Source organism: Longimicrobium sp., assembly GCA_036377595.1.
GTDB lineage: Bacteria > Gemmatimonadota > Gemmatimonadetes > Longimicrobiales > Longimicrobiaceae > Longimicrobium.
The window spans coordinates 1-17,555 of sequence record DASUYB010000040.1 but is presented as its reverse complement, the minus strand read 5'-3'; the positions used below and the strand labels follow the sequence as shown (position 1 = coordinate 17,555).

The window sequence follows — 17,555 nt, the reverse complement described above, 5'->3', positions numbered from 1 at the left end:
GAGGAGGCGCCGCGCCGCCCTCGCGGCTGATCCGCACTCCGGCGCCGACGAAGGATCTTGCGGCGCCCGCGGAGATGCCGGTTCGACGCGCCAATCTCGCGCATGCCGATGCAAGATCCTTCGCCCGCGCCAGACATTCGCACAGACGCGATTCTCGTCGGCGCGGCCTCAGGATGACACCTCGGGCGATGCGCGTGCTGTCGTCCTCACGAAGCCTGTCGCGCGCGACGACGCCTCGGCCGAGCCGAAGCCGGTAGTCCGCGAAGGCGGACTTCGTGTAGTTGTAGCCGCGACTTCAGTCGCACCCAACAACACCGACGACCGCCATGGATTCATAACCTCATCCGATGAATCCGGCCCGAGCCGCATGTAAAATCCAAGGCCTCCAATCATTTGTTAGAGTTCCTTGCAATTCGGCGGGGAGATGGGTTATCGTTGGATTGCGTGCTTCGCGAGAGTGACCGCATCTCTCCGGGAATTCACAGGGCTCACGGGACAAGAGCGATGCGGAAGATCAACACACGCCAGTTCAACCGGGCCACGCGCTCCACGCCGCGCGAGATCAACCGCAAGATCGTGCTGAACCTGGTGCGCGAGCACCAGCCGATCTCGCGCGCGGACCTGGCGCGGCAGATGGAGGTGGGGCGGGGGATGATCACGCAGCTCGTCGACGAGCTCATCGCCGACGAGGTGATCGCCGAGGGAGCCGTCGCGAACGTGCCGCGCGGGCGCAAGCCGCGGCTGCTGCACGTGCGTACGCGCGACCGCTACTGCATCGCGGTGGACGTGCGCTTCAGCCGCACGCACCTGGCGCTGACCGACCTCGACGGCCGCCAGCAGGCGCTGGAGACGCTGGAGACCCACTTCGACCCGGCGGCGCTCGTGGCCGACGTGGCGGACCACGTGGCGCGGCTGCTGCGCGTGCACGGCCGCGAGAAGTGCGAGGGGATGGGGGTGGTGGTGCCGGGGATGATCCACCGCCGCACCGGGCAGATCCTCAACTCGCCGCAGCTGGGGTGGCGCGACGTGCCGCTGCGCGAGATGCTGGCCCAGGCCACCGGGCTGCGCGTGCTGATCGAGAACGCGCCCATCGCCTGCGCGCTGGCCGAGATGTGGCTGCCGCCCTTCGCGCGCGACGGGGTGGACAACTTCGTGTACGTGACGGTGTCGGACGGCGTGGGGGTGTGCGTCGTCGACCACGGCGAGGTGTTCCGCGGCCACGGCGACACCGCCGGCGAGTTCGGGCACCTGCCGCTGAGCCTGGACGGGCCGCGCTGCATGTGCGGGCTGCGCGGGTGCCTCGAAGCGTACACCAGCAACGTGGCCACGCTGGCGCGCTACTTCGACCTGGACGCCTCGGTGCCGTCGAGCCGCGAGGCGCTGCGCGGCCACGGCTTCGGCATCGAGGACCTGGTGGCCCGCATGCGCGCCGGCGACGTGCGCGCCGAGGCCGCCCTGCGCGAGACCGGCCGCTACCTCGGGATCGGGCTGGCGGGGATCATCACCGCGCTGAGCCCGGCGCGTGTCGTGCTGAGCGGCGAGATCACCGCCGCGTGGGACGTGATCGGGCCGCTGGTGGCCGACGGCGTGCGCGAGCGCACCATCACCCGCGCGGCCGCGTCGACGCCCATCGTCATCGCCCCCGCCGGCGACGCGCCGCGGCTGCGCGGCGCGACGGCGCTGCTCGTGGCCCGCAGGTTCGCGGCGCCGAAGGTTGCCTGAAAAGATTTCGATCAGGGGCAGCGGAGCCGGCGAGGGTCTGGTGCCCATCGCCGGCTCCGCTTCGATGTGATTCGGGTTCCGCGCAGGTGCGAGGCTGAGGACTCACTCTATCTCGAGCCTGCTTCGGTTTGGATTGGTGCTGCCAAGCGGCGGGACATACGAACGAGCATGCTCGTTGGCTTCGATTTTCGCAGGTGGGGGGAGCGGGGACGTTTTCCGGACCGACAGCGCGAGGTTATGTCCATGTCCGCGCGCGCGAGCGGGGAGAAACCCTCAATAGTATGAAGTTCGCCAGTCCCAAGGCTCGTCTTCATGGAGCTCGGCATCCCGTCTAGCTGCCTCAAGCCTCGCTAGCCACCTGTTCGGCTCCCAACCTGGCAGACTCAGAGAGTGAAAAAGCGCGATCAGGGCTTCCTCCCCTTCATCCATCTCCTTCACTTCCTCGTAGCTAAGTCTATCTGGACCGACCGAGTATCTAGCTTGGCAGAGCTCAACGTACGCTTCCTGAAGCGCTGCGGCATAGTGCTCAAGAAGGTTTCGAGACCTCAAATATGCATAGCACATCGTGATCAGAAGCAAACATGCAATCTGCTTCTGTTTCAGTTCAGAAAAGTTGCAGTTGCTGAAGAACCTCTGCGATTCCACTTCCGCAGTTCTACGGAACGCCTCCCTCGCACTCTGTAGGTGGCCGATTACGATTGCGACCTCGCGTTCAGGCTTCTCACTGAGCCTCGCATCGTTTGAAGCAGTGATTGCAGCACGTAGCTGCACGTCTCCCATCTCCACAAGTACACCGGTCATTTCATCCACAACGAAAGACTTAATCAGTTGGAAAGTCTCTGCAGCGAGCTTCGCTTTCGCGAGCATAATTCCTATTGTGACTGTCATCGTTCCGCTCCGTTGAAGGTGCCGCAGCTATTTGTCGCAATATCAATACGGACGCGCGCTACGTTCTGCAACGAATGTAGCGGCCGCGCGGGCGCGCCGACGCAGGTGATGTGGGGAGCCCAGGCGGTGCGAGTGCTAAGTCGTTGGCCTTGAATTTCGCCGTCGATACTTAAGCAATCGCTAAACTGTCAGGCGGTGGACGCGGTGAATCTTCTCGACAGGCGGGGACTCGTCCGCGCTCCGATCCTCCTGATGACGCAGTTGAGATAGCAGAAGAGGGCCCGGGAGTCGAAGGACCGCGCGAGGGAGCATATCCCCTGAATTTCACTGTCGATACTTAAGCAATCGCTAAAGTATCAGGCGGCGGACGCGGTGAAGCCTCCTCGGCAGGCGGGAATTCGACCGCGCTCCGATCCCCCTGATGACGCAGTTGAGATAGCAGAGGGCGGCTTGGGGGCCGGAGGAACGCGAGGGATCAGTCCCCGAACGACACGCCGAGCCGCCGTGCCGTCCGCACCACCTCGCCGTCGGCGGGGACGCGCTTGATGTCGGTGATGGCCTCGCCGAGGGGGACGCTGCGCACCGACTTCCCCTGCAGCCCCACCATGCACCCGAAGTTGCCGCGCTCCACCGCGTGCACCGCCGCCGCGCCGAAGCGCAGCGCCAGGTTCCGGTCGTACGGCACCGGCGTTCCCCCGCGCTGGATGTGGCCGAGGACCAGCGGCCGCGTCTCCTTCTCCGTGAGCTCCTGCAACTCCTCCGCGAGCCGGTCCGCGATCCCCCCGTATCGTCCGCTCGATCCGTCGACGTAGCTGGGCGCTCCGCCGTTCGCGCGCGCGCCCTCCGCCACGACGATGATGCTGAAGCGCCGCCGCGCCCGCTCGCGCTCGGCGATCTTGGCCGCGATCCGCTCGACCGAGAAGGGGATCTCGGGGATGAGGATCACGTCCGCGCCGCCGGCCAGTCCGCTCTCCAGCGCGATCCACCCCGTGTGGCGCCCCATCACCTGCACCACCATCACCCGCTGGTGCGCCTCGGCGGTCGAATGGAGGCGTCCGATGGCGTCGGTGGCCACGTCGACCGCGGTCTGGAAGCCGAAGGTCATGTCGGTGGCGCCCAGGTCGTTGTCGATCGTCTTCGGCACGCCCACCACGCGCAGCCCGCGGAGGAAGAGGCGGTGGGCGATCTTGAGCGAGCCGTCGCCGCCGATGGCGATCAGCGCGTCGATCCCCAGCGCCGCGAAGCGGGCCATGATCTCGTCCGACGGGTCGCGGTCGCCCCAGGTGCCGTCGGACTCGCGCACCTCGAGGCCGAAGAGGTTGCCGCGCGCGGTGGTGCCCAGGATGGTGCCGCCAAGGTGGGTGATCCCGCGCACCCGGTCGGCGCAGAGGTGCACGATCCCGGGCTCGCCGTCGACCTCGTCGTGCAGCAGCCCCATGTAGCCGCGCCGGATGCCCAGCACCTCCCACCCGTTCTCCAGCGCGGTCAGGGTGGCGGCGCGGATCACGGCGTTCAGCCCGGGCGCGTCGCCGCCGCCGGTGTTGATGGCGATGCGCCGGATCGGTCGGTCCATCGGGAAACTGCGTTGTCAGGGGGATGAAGGAACCCGCCCCGGCGCCGCTTCGGTGCGCGGCGCCGGGGCGAGGTCGTGCGGAAGCGGATCAGGCGCCGGGAGAGCGCCCGTCGCCGCCCGACGACTCCACGCGGGTGACGCGGAACGGGTACCAGTGCCGCTCGCGCTCGGCATGGACGACCACCTGTCCCATCCCGCCCGCGTCCAGCGAGAACACGCCGAAGTGCGCGCTCTCGGCCAGCACGCGCGTGGGGACGAAGTCCTCGCCGAACTGCTGCTCGGCCAGGTGGCGGAGGTCCTTGGGCGTGGTGAACATGGCTCCCACCAGCTCCTGCGGCGCAACGGCGGTGCGTTCCATGGGATGCTCGTGTGACGCGGTGTCGAACGCGGGCGCATCCGCCCAGAATCCGTAGAAGGGCACGGCGTTGCTCCGCCATGCCTCGCCGGTCCGAATCCGTGGTTCTCCAGCCATCGACTCTCCCTCCAGATCGCCTCTCCCGCGGCCGGCACCAGCCGGGCGGGAGCCTCGTCCCTTTTATTGGAAGCCGTGCTAACAATATTCGGCCGCGAAACCCGTTCGCACAAGTACCCGGCTTCCCGATTCGACGAATTCGCCCTGCCTACCGTCACTGGGATCTGCGTAGCGCACTCGAGTCGCAGCAGCCGCGGCAGCGTCGGATCAGCACAGCGCAAGATGCTGCAAAGTTTATTCTTAGAACAATATCGATCTGCTGCTGCGCGGCCATGTAGCAGCGCACTTCGGAAGTGCTGGGAGTTGATTCCATCTCACAGCCTCCCGACCTGCACCGTTACACGATTGTTAGCTTCGTTTGCGTTTGGCGCGGTGCGCCGAGGCAGCCGCCAACACGGCTCGATCCGCTGGGACCGCCGGGGAACAGGTGGGACGACTTCGCCTCAGGCCAAGTGCTGCGGACCGCATGGAACCGCATCTCCAATGGTGTTCGTAAATCTCTCAATAGCAATGATTTGAAGACTTCGAAAGTGTGATTCCCGGATTTCCGGTCCACACCATGCTTAAGGTCGTGACGGCGAGCGGACGATGGGGTCGCGCCATTCCGTGAGCACCCACCAGCCCACGAGGTGAACCAGGAAACTGCCGAGCACTCCGTCGCAAACTCTCCCCGATCTCCCGCGCCGAATCCATCCCGGCGCACCGCATACCTTCCTCACGACAGCGAGAATCCCACCATGCGCGTATCTGCTTCCCTCGCGTTCCTGCTCGTCGCCGCCGCGGCTCCGCTCTCCGCACAGCGCGCGGCGCCGGTCCGCCATGGCGACGGCTACGAGATCGCACTGCCCACACGGTTCGAGGCCGCACCTCCGCAGTCCGAGACGAGGAATGGAGGCCGGATGCAGACGTTCGCGTTCGTCGCGGACGAGCAGGGCGAGGGAGTGGTCGTGCTTCACGTCCGCTTCACGATGACCGACGACACGACGTTCGCGACCCGCCGCGCCATGCTGCAGCTGGCGCGCGTCGGCATGCTCCAGGCCGCCGGTGAGGTGACCCCGCAGGGCGAGCCGCGGGAGTTCGAGCGCGGCGACCGGGTGGGGCTGCGCATCCCCATCCGCATCGAGCAGGGGGAGACGTGCGGGTGCGACGGGCCCGGCTACGGCGTGGCGGAGCTTTCCGTGGCGCGCGAGGGCGGCCCCGAGATGTGGATGGTGATGTACGTCGGCACCCACGGCGGCCCGGCGGCGAGCTCGGCGGCCGGCGAGCGCATGCTCGACACCTTCCGGCTGACCGCCGCGCAGGAAGCGGCGGAGGGCGACGAGGCCGTGCGCGGGCGTGGATTCGTGGAGCTGACCGACATCAAGGCCAAGCCGCGGCCGTAGCCGAGCCTTCCGCCCGCAGGCGCTGGAGCGGCGCAGTCCGTGCTGACGTCATCGGCAGGATTTCCGCCGCTCCCATGCACGACGGATCGAGACGGTTGAACGGACGAGTGGATCGCGAGGGTGATTTCCGCGTCGGGCTGATCGGCTACGGACTGGCCGGCGCCGTCTTCCACGCGCCACTGGTCGCCGCGACACCGGGGCTGCGGCTGGCGATCGTCGTCACCTCGAACCCCGAGCGCGCCCGGCAGGCCCGCGCAGAGCACCCGGGCGTGGAGATCGTCGCCTCCGCGGACGAGCTGTGGGCGCGCGCGGACGAGCTGGACCTCGCGGTCGTCGCGTCGCCCAACCGCACACACGTGCCGCTGGCACGCGCGGCGCTGGAGGCCGGGCTGGCGGTGGTGGTGGACAAGCCGCTCGCCGCCTCGTCCACGGAGGCGCGCGCGCTGGTGGACGAGGCGCGGGCGCGCGGGCTCCTCCTCTCCGTCTTCCAGAACCGCAGGTGGGACGGCGACTTCCTGACCGTCCGCCGCCTCCTGGCCGAAGGCGCGCTGGGCGACGTGCACCGCTTCGAGTCGCGCTTCGAGCGCTGGCGGCCAATGCCGAAGCAGGGGTGGCGCGAGCGGGGCGATCCGGAGGAGGCGGGCGGGCTGCTGTACGACCTGGGGAGCCACCTGATCGACCAGGCGCTGGCGCTCTTCGGCCCCGCGCGGCAGGTGTACGCCGAGCTGGACCGCCGCCGCCCGGGCGTGCAGGTGGACGACGACGCGTTCGTGGCGCTGACGCACGCGTCCGGCGTGCGCTCGCACCTGTGGATGAGCGCCGTCGCCGCGGACGATTCAATGCGGCTGCGCGTGCTGGGCGGCCGCGCGGCGTACGTGAAGAACGAGCTCGACATCCAGGAGGCGGCCCTCCGCGCCGGCCTCCTCCCCGACGATCCGGAGTGGGGCCGCGAGCCGCCCAAGCGCTGGGGCCGCCTCGGCGCCGGCTCGGAGTGGGAGAAGGTGGAGACGGAGCCCGGCGCGTGGCCCGCCTACTACGCCGGCATTCTCGCATCGCTGCGCGACGGCGCGCCGCCGCCGGTCGACCCCGCCGATTCCATCGCCGTGCTGGAGATCATCGAGGCCGCGCAGCGCTCCTCCGCCGAGCAGCGTGTCATTGCCCAGGCGCCGCGAACGAGTCACTGATTCACACCTCGGCGCGTTGAAAACGCAGTGGACGTCCCCATCCATGGGCGACCCAGCTCCCCGCACGGAGTATGGCCGCCCATCTTTTTCACATCACAATTTGTCTCAATCACAGTGGTCACTGTTTGTTTCCAAAGAATGCAGGCGTCACAGTTTAGGGCTTTATCGCTCTGAAAGCCGCGCGGGGAAGGGCATGATCATCCACGTCGGATGGCTTGGATAGTGCGGCGTTAAATGTTTGTTAAGAAGTCCTCCCTCCTCTCCTTCCCCGCGGAGGCCGAATGCGTCGTGCTGTCCCCCTCCTGATTGCACCCCTATGCGCCCTTTCGCTTGTGGCGTGCGCCGACGACCGTCGCGGTGACGAAGCGACGCCGACCGCGCCCGGAGCGCCCCGCGCGAGCGGCTCCGGGCCGCAGCTCGGCGATCCGCTTCCGGGGCTCTCGTCGAGCGAGCTGGCGGCGTTCAACCGCGGCAAGCTGGTGTTCCAGCGCGGGTTCACGCAGTCCACCGGACTCGGTCCCACCTTCAACGCCAGCTCCTGCGCCGAGTGCCACGGCGAGGAAGAGGGCCCGGTGGGCGGCACCGGCGACGAGGTCGAGACCCACTTCACCAACCTGCGCTCCGACGGGACGTGCGACCTGCTTGCCGCGAGCGGCGGCTTCGTGCACCAGGACTCGGTGACACCCGCGCTCTTCGCGGCCACCGGCCTCACCGAGGAGCCGTTCCCCACGGCGCAGCACCAGCGGGGAACACGGAGCATTCCCGACCTGTTCGGATTCGGATTGCTGGCCGAGGTTCCGGCCCAGGTAATCATCAGCTATGCCACGTACGATCCCAACGACAGCAACGGGGATGGGATCTCGGGTCGGGCGCAGCTGTTCGGCAGCGAGGTCGGCCGGTTCGGGCGCAAGGGCAACGAGCCGAGCCTGACCGTGTTCAACGCGGGGGCGCTGCTGAACGAGATGGGGATCACGAACGCGCTGAACATGACGGAGAACAGCATCGGCGGCGCCGCGATCCCGGCGGGAGTCGATCCCACGCCGGAGCCCGAGATCAGCAGCTCGGACCTGGATGACCTGAACGCGTTCGTGCGCTTCCTGGCACCACCCCCTCAGCTCCCGCTCACCGCCGAGGCGACCACGGGCAAGAACCTGTTCGCGTCCATCGGGTGCGCGGGCTGTCACAGGCCGACGCTCACCACCGGCTGGATGAGCCGTTCCCTGGCACTGAGCGGCAAGGACGTCAATGCGTTCACCGACCTGCTGCTGCACGACATGGGCCCCGAGGACGCCGACATCTGCCTCGGCCAGGCGGCGAACGCGGAGTTCCGCACCGAGCCGCTGATGGGCGCGCGCTTCATGGAGTTCTTCATGCACGACGGCCGCGCCACCAGCGTCACCGAAGCCATCCAGTTCCACGGTGGCGAAGGCTCGGGTGCACGGACCAGCTTCTTCAACCTCACCACCGCGCAGCAGTCCGCGGTCCTGGCGTACGTCAACTCGCTGTAGGTCACGGAATTTCTCTGAAGGCACGAAGCTCACGAGCGACAGTCGTCACTCGTGAGCTTCGTGCCTCTGGGATGGCGGTTTGGTCTGGATCGAGAGTCATACAGATCTGCTGAATGGTCCGTCGCTACCTGCACGAGCCGATCCGCGTCAGCCGGATGAGGTCGAGGAGCGCGGTGTTCTCCCGCCGGTCCATGTTCTCGTCCAGCGGCGAGTAGGCGACGGCGAGCGTGTGCGTCCCGCGCGTGAGCCGAAGCCGGACCGCCGTGCTGTATCCCCAGTCGGTCCAGGCATTTACGCCCCGCTGCGGCATCACCAGCACGCCCGCGGCACGGCCGTCGACCAGGAGCGTGCGGACGGCGGCCTTCGCGTCGGTGTTGATCGGCCCGTTGCCGTTGGCGTAGCGCGCCTCCGCGTCGTAAGTGCCAGCGCAGGGGACGTTCACCGTCAGCCGCACGCTGGTGTTGCTCGTCCGCGTCAGGCGCACGTAGCCGGCGCCGTTGAACCCCTGGTGCCGACGCTCCATCGGCGCCCCCACCGGCGCGGCGATGGTGACGCCGCTGTCGCGTTCGTTGCGCGCCGGCTCGCTGAGGAACGACTCGGTGCCCGCCGAGTCCACCGCGAGCACCTGGTATTCCGCGAGTCCGGCGACGGGGTCGATCGCGATGGCCGTGTCGCGCGTGCTCGTCAGCGGGCGCCCGTTACGGTAGACCGTGTACCGCGCGGCGCCGGGCACCCGCGTCCAGCTCATCATGTCCAGGTCGAACGAGACGGCCTTCGGCGTCTCCGGCGCCCACCGGTTCTGTACCAGGTGGATCGTCCCGCGCGGCCACTGGCCGTTCATCTGGATCTCCAGCGTGTGCGCGCCGGTGAGCGTGGCGGGGATCTCCGCGCGCGCGAGCGGGCGCCCGTCGAGCCGCGCGGAGGCGACGCCGTTGCCGGAGCCGCGCACCGTCACCGTGAGGTTCGCGCCACGGTAGCGCAGGTTGCTGAGCGTGCGCTCGCCGCCGTACGCGGGTGGCACCATCGGCGCGAACACCAGCCGGTCGGGGCGGAAGCGCATCCCGAACAGCACGCGATACTGCGTCGCCAGCATCCCCGCCACGCTCCACAGCTGCCGGTCGGAGTTCAGCACCGTGCCGTCGAAGTGGCCGGTGGCGGCCACCATGTTCTCCTTGTTGGTCAGGAAGAGCGCCGCGGGGCGGTAGATCGACGCCAGCCCGTGCTCCACCGCCGCCGTGTTCCCCGCGTCCGCCGCCGCCCAGGTCCAGAAGGTGTTGACGAAGGGCCACAGCGCGGCGTTGTGGTACTTCGTCATGTCGGGGATGTACGGCCAGAACGTCGGCGCTCCGAAGGGGACCACGGGGCTGCGCGACGCCACCCGCGCCGCGCGCGCCGGATCCGCCACGCCGTAGATGATCGCCAGCGCCTCGCCGAGCGCGTCGGAGCGCGGGGAGAGGGCGGGGAAGGCGCGCCCGTAGCGGTACTCGGCGTACCACCCCAGCTCCGGCTGCCACAGGTGCGTGTTGATGGCGACACGGAGCGAATCCGCCGTCCGCGTCCACGGCTGCGACGGCTCGCCGAGCGCGCGCGCCATGTCCGCCAGGATGCGGTAGGTGGCGTAGTGTACCGCGTTCGTCCCCACCGCGGCGGACGTGGCGATGTCGGCCGGCTGCATCCAGCGCGGATAGCTTTGCTCCCGCCAGTCCATGAACGACGTCTCGCCCATCGCCAGCCCCGTCTCGCGGTCGAAGATGGCGTGGCGGTCCGCCTCGGCCGAGCGGCGGATGATGGCGTACGCCTGCCGCAGCCAGCCGCGGTCGCCAGTGACGGCGTAAAGCTCCCATGCCGCCAGCGCCCACGTCATCCGGTCGGTGGAGATCGGCCACGAACCGCCCGTCCCCGTGTCCTGGATGATGCGCCCGGCCGAGTCCACCTTCGCCAGCAGGCTGCGCTTCACCGCGTCGGGCGCGGCGAGCGCGAGGGCGAGCACGGACGAGTAGGACACGTCGCGCGTCCACACCCCCGGCCACTTGGCGCCGGCGGAGAGCGCGCCGTCGCCGCGCACCAGCTGCGTCAGCTCCTCGAGCGACATCCGGTACAGCGCGTCGACCAGCCGTTGCGGCGAGCGCAGCTGCGGAAACGCGGAGACGTCCGCACGCCGCGCCCAGATCGCGCGGCCGGCGGCGTCACGAGGCCGCGTGTACTGCGCCTCGATGGGAATCGTCACCGCGTAGATGCTGTCGCCGTCCGGGTCCGCCAGCTCCGCGGGCGAGCCGGGGCGGAGCGTCGCCACGTCCCAGTTCAACGGCTCCGGCATCCCCAGCACGTACACGTGGAAGTCGCGCGCGGGCACCGGCGGCCCCTGCGGCGGATCGTACAAGCCGGTGCGCGCGAACGATCGGAGGACGGCGCGCATGTCGAGCCGGATCGTCACCTGTGCCACGCCCTCCTCGCTGGTCGCGAACGCCTCGGGCGTGGGGTCGCTCGGCGGCGACTCCTCGCCGAAGACGTAGACGGACGAGACGATGCGGCCGCTGGTGGGGCGGATGTAGACGGTGTGCTGCGTGCCGGGGACGAACTCGTTGTCCTGCCCGTCGATGGAGAAGCGGAACTGCATCTCCCGCCCCGAGCGCGGATAGGTGGAGACGAGGGTGTCGCGCGAGAGCGCCACCGCCTCGAACCGCCCCTGCCGCACCGACGTGTCCGTCACCACGAACGCATCCGAGCGATATAGCGCCGTCTGGGTGACGAGCTCGTTACCCGAGATCGTGAGCACAGCGGTGACGATACCGAGCGCGCGGAGATGTCGAGTCATGCTGGATTCGAAGTGAAAGCCAGGAGATCTGTCATTCCGAAGGCGCTGCGCCGTCCTGTCTTCCCGAGCCAAACTCGTGCGCCTGAGGAATCTGTGGCCTGCATCCGCGCGAGCGTCGGCGGTCGGCGCGGGCGCAGGCCATAGATTCCTCAGGCGCCGCCTAGGTTTCGTGTGGACGCGGGTTGTGAGCGGCGGCGCCTTCGGAATGACAATTTTCCCGAAAACGCAACCGTGCTGTCAGTGGCCGCGCGGGCGCCTGTCCTCGTGCTCGAGGCCTTCCGCGTGCTCCCGCGCCTCGGTCGCGCGGCCGGCGGGCTCCGCCTCCGCGGGCTTCACGCCGCTGGTGCCCTTGCGGCCGAGGAAGAGGAAGAGCACGCCGAACGCCAGCACGACCAGTCCCCACGAGAGGTTGATGTCGTGGCCCAGCGAGCGCTGGTACACGGCCTTGTCGGAGAGCAGGCCGTAGCCCGTCAGGATCAGCCCCAGCAGGGCGAACAGCCCGCCGATCGGCAGCCGGATGTCGAGGTTCATGGTCGCGTTCGCGTCGGGGATGAAGTCCTGAGTCCTGAGTCCTGAGTAAATGAGCCACTTGGGACTCAGGACTTGGGACTTAGGACTGTCGGTTCAGAAGAAGATCAGGTTCAGCACCAGCGTCATCGCCAGCACCAGGATCGCCAGCGGTGCGGGGCGGCGGTACCACGGCTCGCCTTCGTCCTTCGGCTTGTCGGTCAGCGAGTACACCAGGCCGCGCAGCTCCTCGTCGGGCCGCGGCTTCGTCACCAGGCTCACCAGGATCGTCACCACGAAGCAGGTGCTCCACGCCCAGATGGCCGTCCAGAAGTTCTGCGCCATCTCGCTGGGATAGGTGTTCACCACCGTCCCCAGCCATCCCCCCTTGATCCCCGCATGCGAGCCCGCGGGGAGCGTCAGCCCGTGGTGCACCGCCGCGGCCAGCGTCCCCGACAGCAGCCCGGTGAACGCGCCGTGGCCCGTGGTGCGCCGCCAGAACATCCCCAGCAGGAAAGTGGCGAACAGCGGGGCGTTCACGAACGCGAACACCAGCTGCAGCATGTCCATGATGTTGTTGAAGTGCGTCGTCGCGTACGCCGTGGCCACCGACAGGGCGATGCCGAACACCGTCGCCATCCGCCCCATCCACAGGTAGTGCGCGTCGCTCGCGCCCTTCTTGATGTACGCCTGGTAGATGTCGTACGTCCACACCGTGTTGAATGCGGTCACGTTCCCCGCCATCCCGCTCATGAACGACGCCATCAGCGCGGTCAGCCCCAGCCCCAGCATCCCCGGCGGGAAGTAGTGCCCCAGCATCAGGGGGATGGAGAGGTCGTAGTTGAGCGAGCCGTCGGGCTTGGCCGGCAGCGCGAAGCCGCTCGTCCCCGCCTGCGTGGTCAGCGCGATGGCGATCATCCCCGGCAGGATCACCAGCGCGGGGAAGAGCATCTTGGGGAACGCGGCGATCAGCGGCGTCCGCCGCGCGGCCGACATCGAGTCCGCCGCCATCGCGCGCTGGACCACGAGGAAGTCGGTCGTCCAGTAGCCGAAGGAGAGGACGAAGCCGAGCCCCATCACCAGCCCGAACCACTCCACGCCCATGGGGTTGGCCGAGGCGCTTCCCATGTGCTGCCAGCTCTCGGTGTACGCGCCTGGCGCGAACCCGGCCTGCTGCGCCGTCACCGCCAGCCGCGACGTCAGCCCGCTCCATCCGCCCACGTCCTGCAGGCCGAGGAAGACGAGGGGGACGAAGCCGGCGACGATCAGGAAGAACTGCAGCACCTCGTTGTAGATGGCGCTCGTCAGCCCGCCCAGGAAGATGTAGAGGAGGACGATGACGGCGGAGACGAGCACGCTGACGCTGAAGTCCCACCCCAGCAGCGTCCCCAGCAGCAACCCCATGGCGTACATGGAGATGCCGGACGAGAACACCGTCATGGTGGCGAAGGAGAGGGCGTTCAGCCCGCGCGTCTTCTCGTCGAAGCGCAGCTTGAGGTACTCGGGGACGGAGCGGGCGCGCGAGCCGTAGTAGAACGGCATCATGAACACGCCCACGAACACCATCGCGGGGATGGCGCCCACCCAGTAGAAGTGGCTGGTGGCGATCCCGTACTTGGCCCCCGACGCCGCCATCCCGATCACCTCCTGCGCGCCCAGGTTGGCCGACAGGAAGGCGAGCCCGGCCACCCACGCGGGGATGGAGCGGCCGGAGAGAAAGAAGTCCGTGGACGAGCGCATGTACCGCCTGAGCGCCACCCCGATCCCCACCACGAACACGAAGTAGAGCGCCAGGATGACGTAGTCGATGGCGTGCAGTTGGATGGACGTCACGGATCCGTCGTGGGTTCGGGGGAGGGAAGATCCGGCCGCGCGCCGGATGGGCTTCTGAGTCTTGAATCCTGCGATTCGTCAGGCAAGAGAAGACGGACGTCCTTGCGACGAAAGACGTCATCCTGAGGCCGGTCACACCGTCGGCTCGTCGAGGACGATGCCCGCAGGCCGAAGGATCTATCGCCGCGTCCGCACGCCAGCAGAACACTCACACCGTCGGCGAACCCTCGCACTCAGCAACTCAGCACTTGGGACTTAGGACTTGGGACTTAGGACTTTTCCGTTCAGACCATCGCCATCCCGTACCTTGCCGCGCCCAGCAGCGCCGCCCGCGGCTCCAGGATCACGTGCACGGGGATGGTGGCCATCAGCCGCGACATCGGTCCCTTCTCCAGGAACCCCTCGCGGAAGGCGCGCCCGCGCAGCACCGGCAGGATGCGCGGGGGGATGCCGCCGCCCAGGTAGACGCCGCCGGTCGCCAGGCCGCGCAGCGCCGCGTTCCCGGCTTCCGCGCCCAGGATGGCCGCCAGCAGCCGCAGCGCGCGCCGGCAGGTGGCGTCGCCGCGCTCGCCGCCCATCCCCGCCTCCACCAGCGCGGGGGTGATGTCGCCGCCGACGGCCAGGCGCGCCGCCAGCCACACCGGCGGCGGCTCGTCCGCGCGCTCCGCGAGGAAGCGGTACAGATTGGCGATCCCCACGCCCGAGCACACGCGCTCGTAGCTCACGTGGACGTACGTGCGCTGGAGATGCGCGAGCAGCCGCCGCTGCAGCGCCCCGCGCGGCGCGAAGTCGGTGTGCCCGCCCTCGCTGGCCAGCGCGGTGAAGCCGTCGGGCCCGTGCACCAGCAGCGCTTCGCCCAGCCCCGTCCCCACGGCGATCACCGCGCGGGGGCCGGTGGGATCTCCATCTCCCCCCAGCAGTTGCGTGAGCTGGTCGGGGCGCAGGAAGGGGATGGCGCACGCCGTGGCCTGCAGGTCGTTCACCAGCAGCGCGCGGTCTACGCCGATGGCGTCGGCCAGCTGCGGCTCGTCCAGCCGCCAGGGAAGGTTGGTGATGTGCGCGTGCCCGGCGATCACCGGCCCCGCCACGCTGAACGCGGCGCGGCCCACGGGCGCGGGGTGCGTGGCGCGGAACGAGGCGACCACGGCCTCGAGCGACGCGTATTCGCGGCTGGGGAAGACGGCCTCCGCCACCACTTCCGCGGATCCGTCGCCCTCGCGCACCAGCGCCAGCACCGTCTTCGTCCCGCCCACGTCGCCGGCCAGCAGCAGCCCGTCGTCGGACGACGCGCTCCACGGGCTCGTGGGTCGGGCGGCGCCGGCGTCGGGAATCTCGCGGTGCGGGGGTTGCAGCAAGGGTCGCGGCGCCGTTCGGGGTGAGCCAGGCGGGCGGCGGGCGGCACCCCGAATCCGTCGGAGAAGCGCGGCGCCGGCATTTTGTCAGCTTTCTTGACAAAGATGGGGCAGAATAAGCCCGCAGACGCGGCGACGCAACCCTTTCTTGTGCTGTGACACCGACTTCGGACGGTCGTACGGACGTTCTGCGACCTTGCGTCGGGCGCCTATGGAAGAGCATCTTCCGGTCCCGGCGCGCCGAAACGATTTTGGACGGCGAACGTACAAAATCCCGTCCGCAGCCGCCGAACGGCGCCCGATCCCGGCGCGATCCCCCGATTTGACTGGTCCGTGCGAAAGATCGATCCCCGCAACTTCCAGCGTGCCACGCGCACGACCACCAAGGAGATCAACCGCCAGATCGTCCTCAACCTGGTGCGCGAGTACCAGCCGATCTCGCGGGCCGACCTGGCGCGGCGCATGGAGGTGGCGCGGGGGATCGTTACGCCGCTGGTCAACGAGCTGATCGAGCAGGGGCTGCTGGTGGAAGGGGCCACAGGTGCGTCCCCCCGCGGCCGCAAGCCGACCCTCCTCCACGTGCGGGCGCACGACCGGCTGGCCGTGGCCGTCGACGTGCGGCTGTCGGAGACGCAGCTGATGCTCTCCGACTTCAGCGGCCGCCCGCTGGCCACCGAGCTCCTGGCCACGCCGGGAACGCCCCAGGAGCTGGTCGGCGCCCTCGCCGCCCGCGTCCGCCGTCTCCTGGGCACGCACGCGGCCGACGGCTCGTGCCAGGGGATCGGCCTGGTGGTGCCGGGGATGGTGGACGGCGCCACCGGCAAGCTGGTGAACGCGCCGACGCTGGGCTGGCGCGACGTGGACCTGCGCGGCGCGCTGGAGGAAGCCGTCGGCGTTCCCGTGCACATCGAGCGCGACGCCGTGGCCTGCGCGCTGGCGCAGATGTGGATGGGGCAGGGCACCACCAGCGGCGGCGAGAGCGACAGCTTCGCCTACGTCACCTTCTCCGACGGCGTGGGCGCGGGGCTGGTCATCGGCGGGCGCGTGGTCCGCGGCCACCGCGACGCCGCCGGCGAGTTCGGCCACATCCCCCTCTCGCTCGACGGGCCCGCGTGCCCCTGCGGCTCGCGCGGCTGCTGGGAGGCCTACACCTCCAACGCCGCCGTCGTGGCCCGCTACCTGGGCCGCGACCTCACCACCCGCGAGAGCTACGCCCAGGTCCGCGAGACGCGCCTCACCGTGGCCGACGTCGTGGCCCGCGCGCGTGCGGGGGACGCGGCCGCCCGTGCCGCGCTCGAGGCCACGGGGCGCTACGTGGGGCTGGGGCTGGCGGCCATCGTCAACTCGCTCAACCCCGCGCGCATCATCGTCGGCGGCGAGATCGCCGCGGGGTGGGACCTGATCCGCACGCAGGTGCTGCAGGCCATGGCCGAGCGCACGCTCACGCAGGGCGCCGCGTCCACCCCGGTCATCCCCGAGCCGCACGACCCCCAGACCCGCCTCCGCGGCGCCGCGGCCCTCGTGGTCGCCCCCGTCTTCGCCGCCCCCAACATCGGCTGATCCATATAAGACGTCAGCCGTACGAAGAAGAAATCCCCACATCGATTTACGTAGCCTTCCCCCGTTGACTCGGCGGGCGCATCGGTTTATCTTCGGAACCCCTGCGAAAACGAGGGCGATGGAGAGTCCGGCACGGGGTTGACGCCGGGGTTCAGGGCTGATATCCTTTAAGGCTGTCGCCCGAACGGAGTCGGTCTTGGCGGAGCGGAGAAAACATCCGGAACCGCCTCTTGACCGAAGCGCCTAAGTGGTTTAACTTGAGAGAGTTAACCGACGGCACGCCACGGCAGAAGTTCGAAAAACGGATGAAGCCGAGGGGTTGACGGACGGGCGGAGCGGGGTTAGATTGAAGGGCTCGCTGAAACGGCGGGCGAAGGAAAGCAGGACAGACGCGACGCGCCGGGTGAAACCGGTCGGACGCCATGAAGCGGATCAAGGGTCCGCGGAAGTTTGACAATCAGGGTGTTGGGGAGTGCTTGAACAGGGCGTCCCCGTGGCACAGGCCGGCTTTCGAGCCGGGCCAGGAGGCATCGTGTCCTCCGCGTGCCGAGAAACGGGGAACTGTCAACACGAATTCCGAACAAGCGTAACAACGTTTGTTCCAAGGAGCTGTTTGAACTCTAATGGAGAGTTTGATCCTGGCTCAGGACGAACGCTGGCGGCGCGCTTAACACATGCAAGTCGAACGGGCGTCTTCGGACGTCAGTGGCGAACGGGTGCGTAACACGTGAGCAACCTGCCCATGCATGGGGGATAACC

Annotated in this window: 12 protein-coding genes and 1 rRNA gene; 6 read left to right on the top strand and 7 right to left on the bottom strand. The window is 68.8% G+C overall.

Features of this window, described 5'->3' with window-relative positions; genetic code table 11:
- The first annotated feature begins 504 nt into the window (after positions 1-504).
- Complete coding sequence (locus VF092_06460; GenBank protein ID HEX6746922.1) at positions 505-1,722, top strand: ROK family protein; 1,218 nt, start codon at positions 505-507, stop codon at positions 1,720-1,722.
- 273 nt (positions 1,723-1,995) lie between these two features.
- On the opposite strand, the gene VF092_06455 is transcribed toward VF092_06460, so the two are convergent.
- From VF092_06455 to VF092_06445, 3 genes are all read right to left on the bottom strand, one after another.
- Complete coding sequence (locus tag VF092_06455) at positions 1,996-2,610, bottom strand: hypothetical protein (protein ID HEX6746921.1); 615 nt, start codon at positions 2,608-2,610, stop codon at positions 1,996-1,998.
- A 475-nt stretch (positions 2,611-3,085) separates the two neighbouring features.
- Positions 3,086-4,183: an ATP-dependent 6-phosphofructokinase gene (locus VF092_06450; protein ID HEX6746920.1), complete on the bottom strand. Its 1,098-nt coding sequence runs from the start codon at positions 4,181-4,183 to the stop codon at positions 3,086-3,088.
- Positions 4,184-4,271: 88 nt separating this feature from the next.
- Positions 4,272-4,541, bottom strand: coding sequence for a hypothetical protein (locus VF092_06445; GenBank protein ID HEX6746919.1), 270 nt, complete (start codon positions 4,539-4,541; stop codon positions 4,272-4,274).
- A 1,013-nt stretch (positions 4,542-5,554) separates the two neighbouring features.
- On the opposite strand from VF092_06445, the gene VF092_06440 reads away from it, so the two are divergent.
- The 3 genes from VF092_06440 to VF092_06430 all read left to right on the top strand — a co-directional run bounded on the left by VF092_06440 (position 5,555) and on the right by VF092_06430 (position 8,729).
- Positions 5,555-6,037, top strand: a complete 483-nt coding sequence (locus VF092_06440; GenBank protein ID HEX6746918.1) for a hypothetical protein — start codon at positions 5,555-5,557, stop codon at positions 6,035-6,037.
- 95 nt (positions 6,038-6,132) lie between these two features.
- Positions 6,133-7,221 (top strand): Gfo/Idh/MocA family oxidoreductase, encoded by a 1,089-nt coding sequence (locus VF092_06435; GenBank protein HEX6746917.1) that lies wholly within the window; start codon positions 6,133-6,135, stop codon positions 7,219-7,221.
- Positions 7,222-7,553: 332 nt separating this feature from the next.
- Entirely contained in the window at positions 7,554-8,729 is a 1,176-nt protein-coding gene (locus VF092_06430; GenBank protein HEX6746916.1) for a di-heme oxidoredictase family protein, read from the top strand.
- Between the two features lie 124 nt (positions 8,730-8,853).
- Here the strand turns inward: VF092_06430 and VF092_06425 are convergent, their stop codons facing one another.
- The 4 genes from VF092_06425 to glk form a co-directional block, all read right to left on the bottom strand.
- Positions 8,854-11,544: a hypothetical protein gene (locus tag VF092_06425; protein HEX6746915.1), complete on the bottom strand. Its 2,691-nt coding sequence runs from the start codon at positions 11,542-11,544 to the stop codon at positions 8,854-8,856.
- A gap of 237 nt (positions 11,545-11,781) precedes the next feature.
- Entirely contained in the window at positions 11,782-12,075 is a 294-nt protein-coding gene (locus VF092_06420) for a hypothetical protein (GenBank protein HEX6746914.1), read from the bottom strand.
- Between the two features lie 93 nt (positions 12,076-12,168).
- Positions 12,169-13,884: a sodium:solute symporter family protein gene (locus VF092_06415; GenBank protein ID HEX6746913.1), complete on the bottom strand. Its 1,716-nt coding sequence runs from the start codon at positions 13,882-13,884 to the stop codon at positions 12,169-12,171.
- 284 nt (positions 13,885-14,168) lie between these two features.
- On the bottom strand, positions 14,169-15,239 hold the full coding sequence (gene glk / locus VF092_06410; GenBank protein HEX6746912.1) for a glucokinase: 1,071 nt from the start codon (positions 15,237-15,239) through the stop codon (positions 14,169-14,171).
- 330 nt (positions 15,240-15,569) lie between these two features.
- Between glk and VF092_06405 the strand changes: the two genes are divergently transcribed.
- Positions 15,570-16,796, top strand: a complete 1,227-nt coding sequence (locus tag VF092_06405; protein HEX6746911.1) for an ROK family protein — start codon at positions 15,570-15,572, stop codon at positions 16,794-16,796.
- A gap of 620 nt (positions 16,797-17,416) precedes the next feature.
- Positions 17,417-17,555: ribosomal RNA gene (locus tag VF092_06400) — 16S ribosomal RNA — on the top strand; the annotation flags it as partial.

Excerpts from the sequence above, each read along its gene's own strand:
- VF092_06460 (HEX6746922.1), top strand. The coding sequence starts at position 505 with ATGCGGAAGATCAACACACGCCAGTTCAACCGGGCCACGCGCTCCACG.
- VF092_06455 (HEX6746921.1), bottom strand. The coding sequence starts at position 2,610 with ATGACAGTCACAATAGGAATTATGCTCGCGAAAGCGAAGCTCGCTGCA.
- VF092_06450 (HEX6746920.1), bottom strand. The coding sequence starts at position 4,183 with ATGGACCGACCGATCCGGCGCATCGCCATCAACACCGGCGGCGGCGAC.
- VF092_06445 (HEX6746919.1), bottom strand. The coding sequence starts at position 4,541 with ATGGAACGCACCGCCGTTGCGCCGCAGGAGCTGGTGGGAGCCATGTTC.
- VF092_06440 (HEX6746918.1), top strand. The coding sequence starts at position 5,555 with ATGCAGACGTTCGCGTTCGTCGCGGACGAGCAGGGCGAGGGAGTGGTC.
- VF092_06425 (HEX6746915.1), bottom strand. The coding sequence starts at position 11,544 with ATGACTCGACATCTCCGCGCGCTCGGTATCGTCACCGCTGTGCTCACG.
- VF092_06420 (HEX6746914.1), bottom strand. The coding sequence starts at position 12,075 with ATGAACCTCGACATCCGGCTGCCGATCGGCGGGCTGTTCGCCCTGCTG.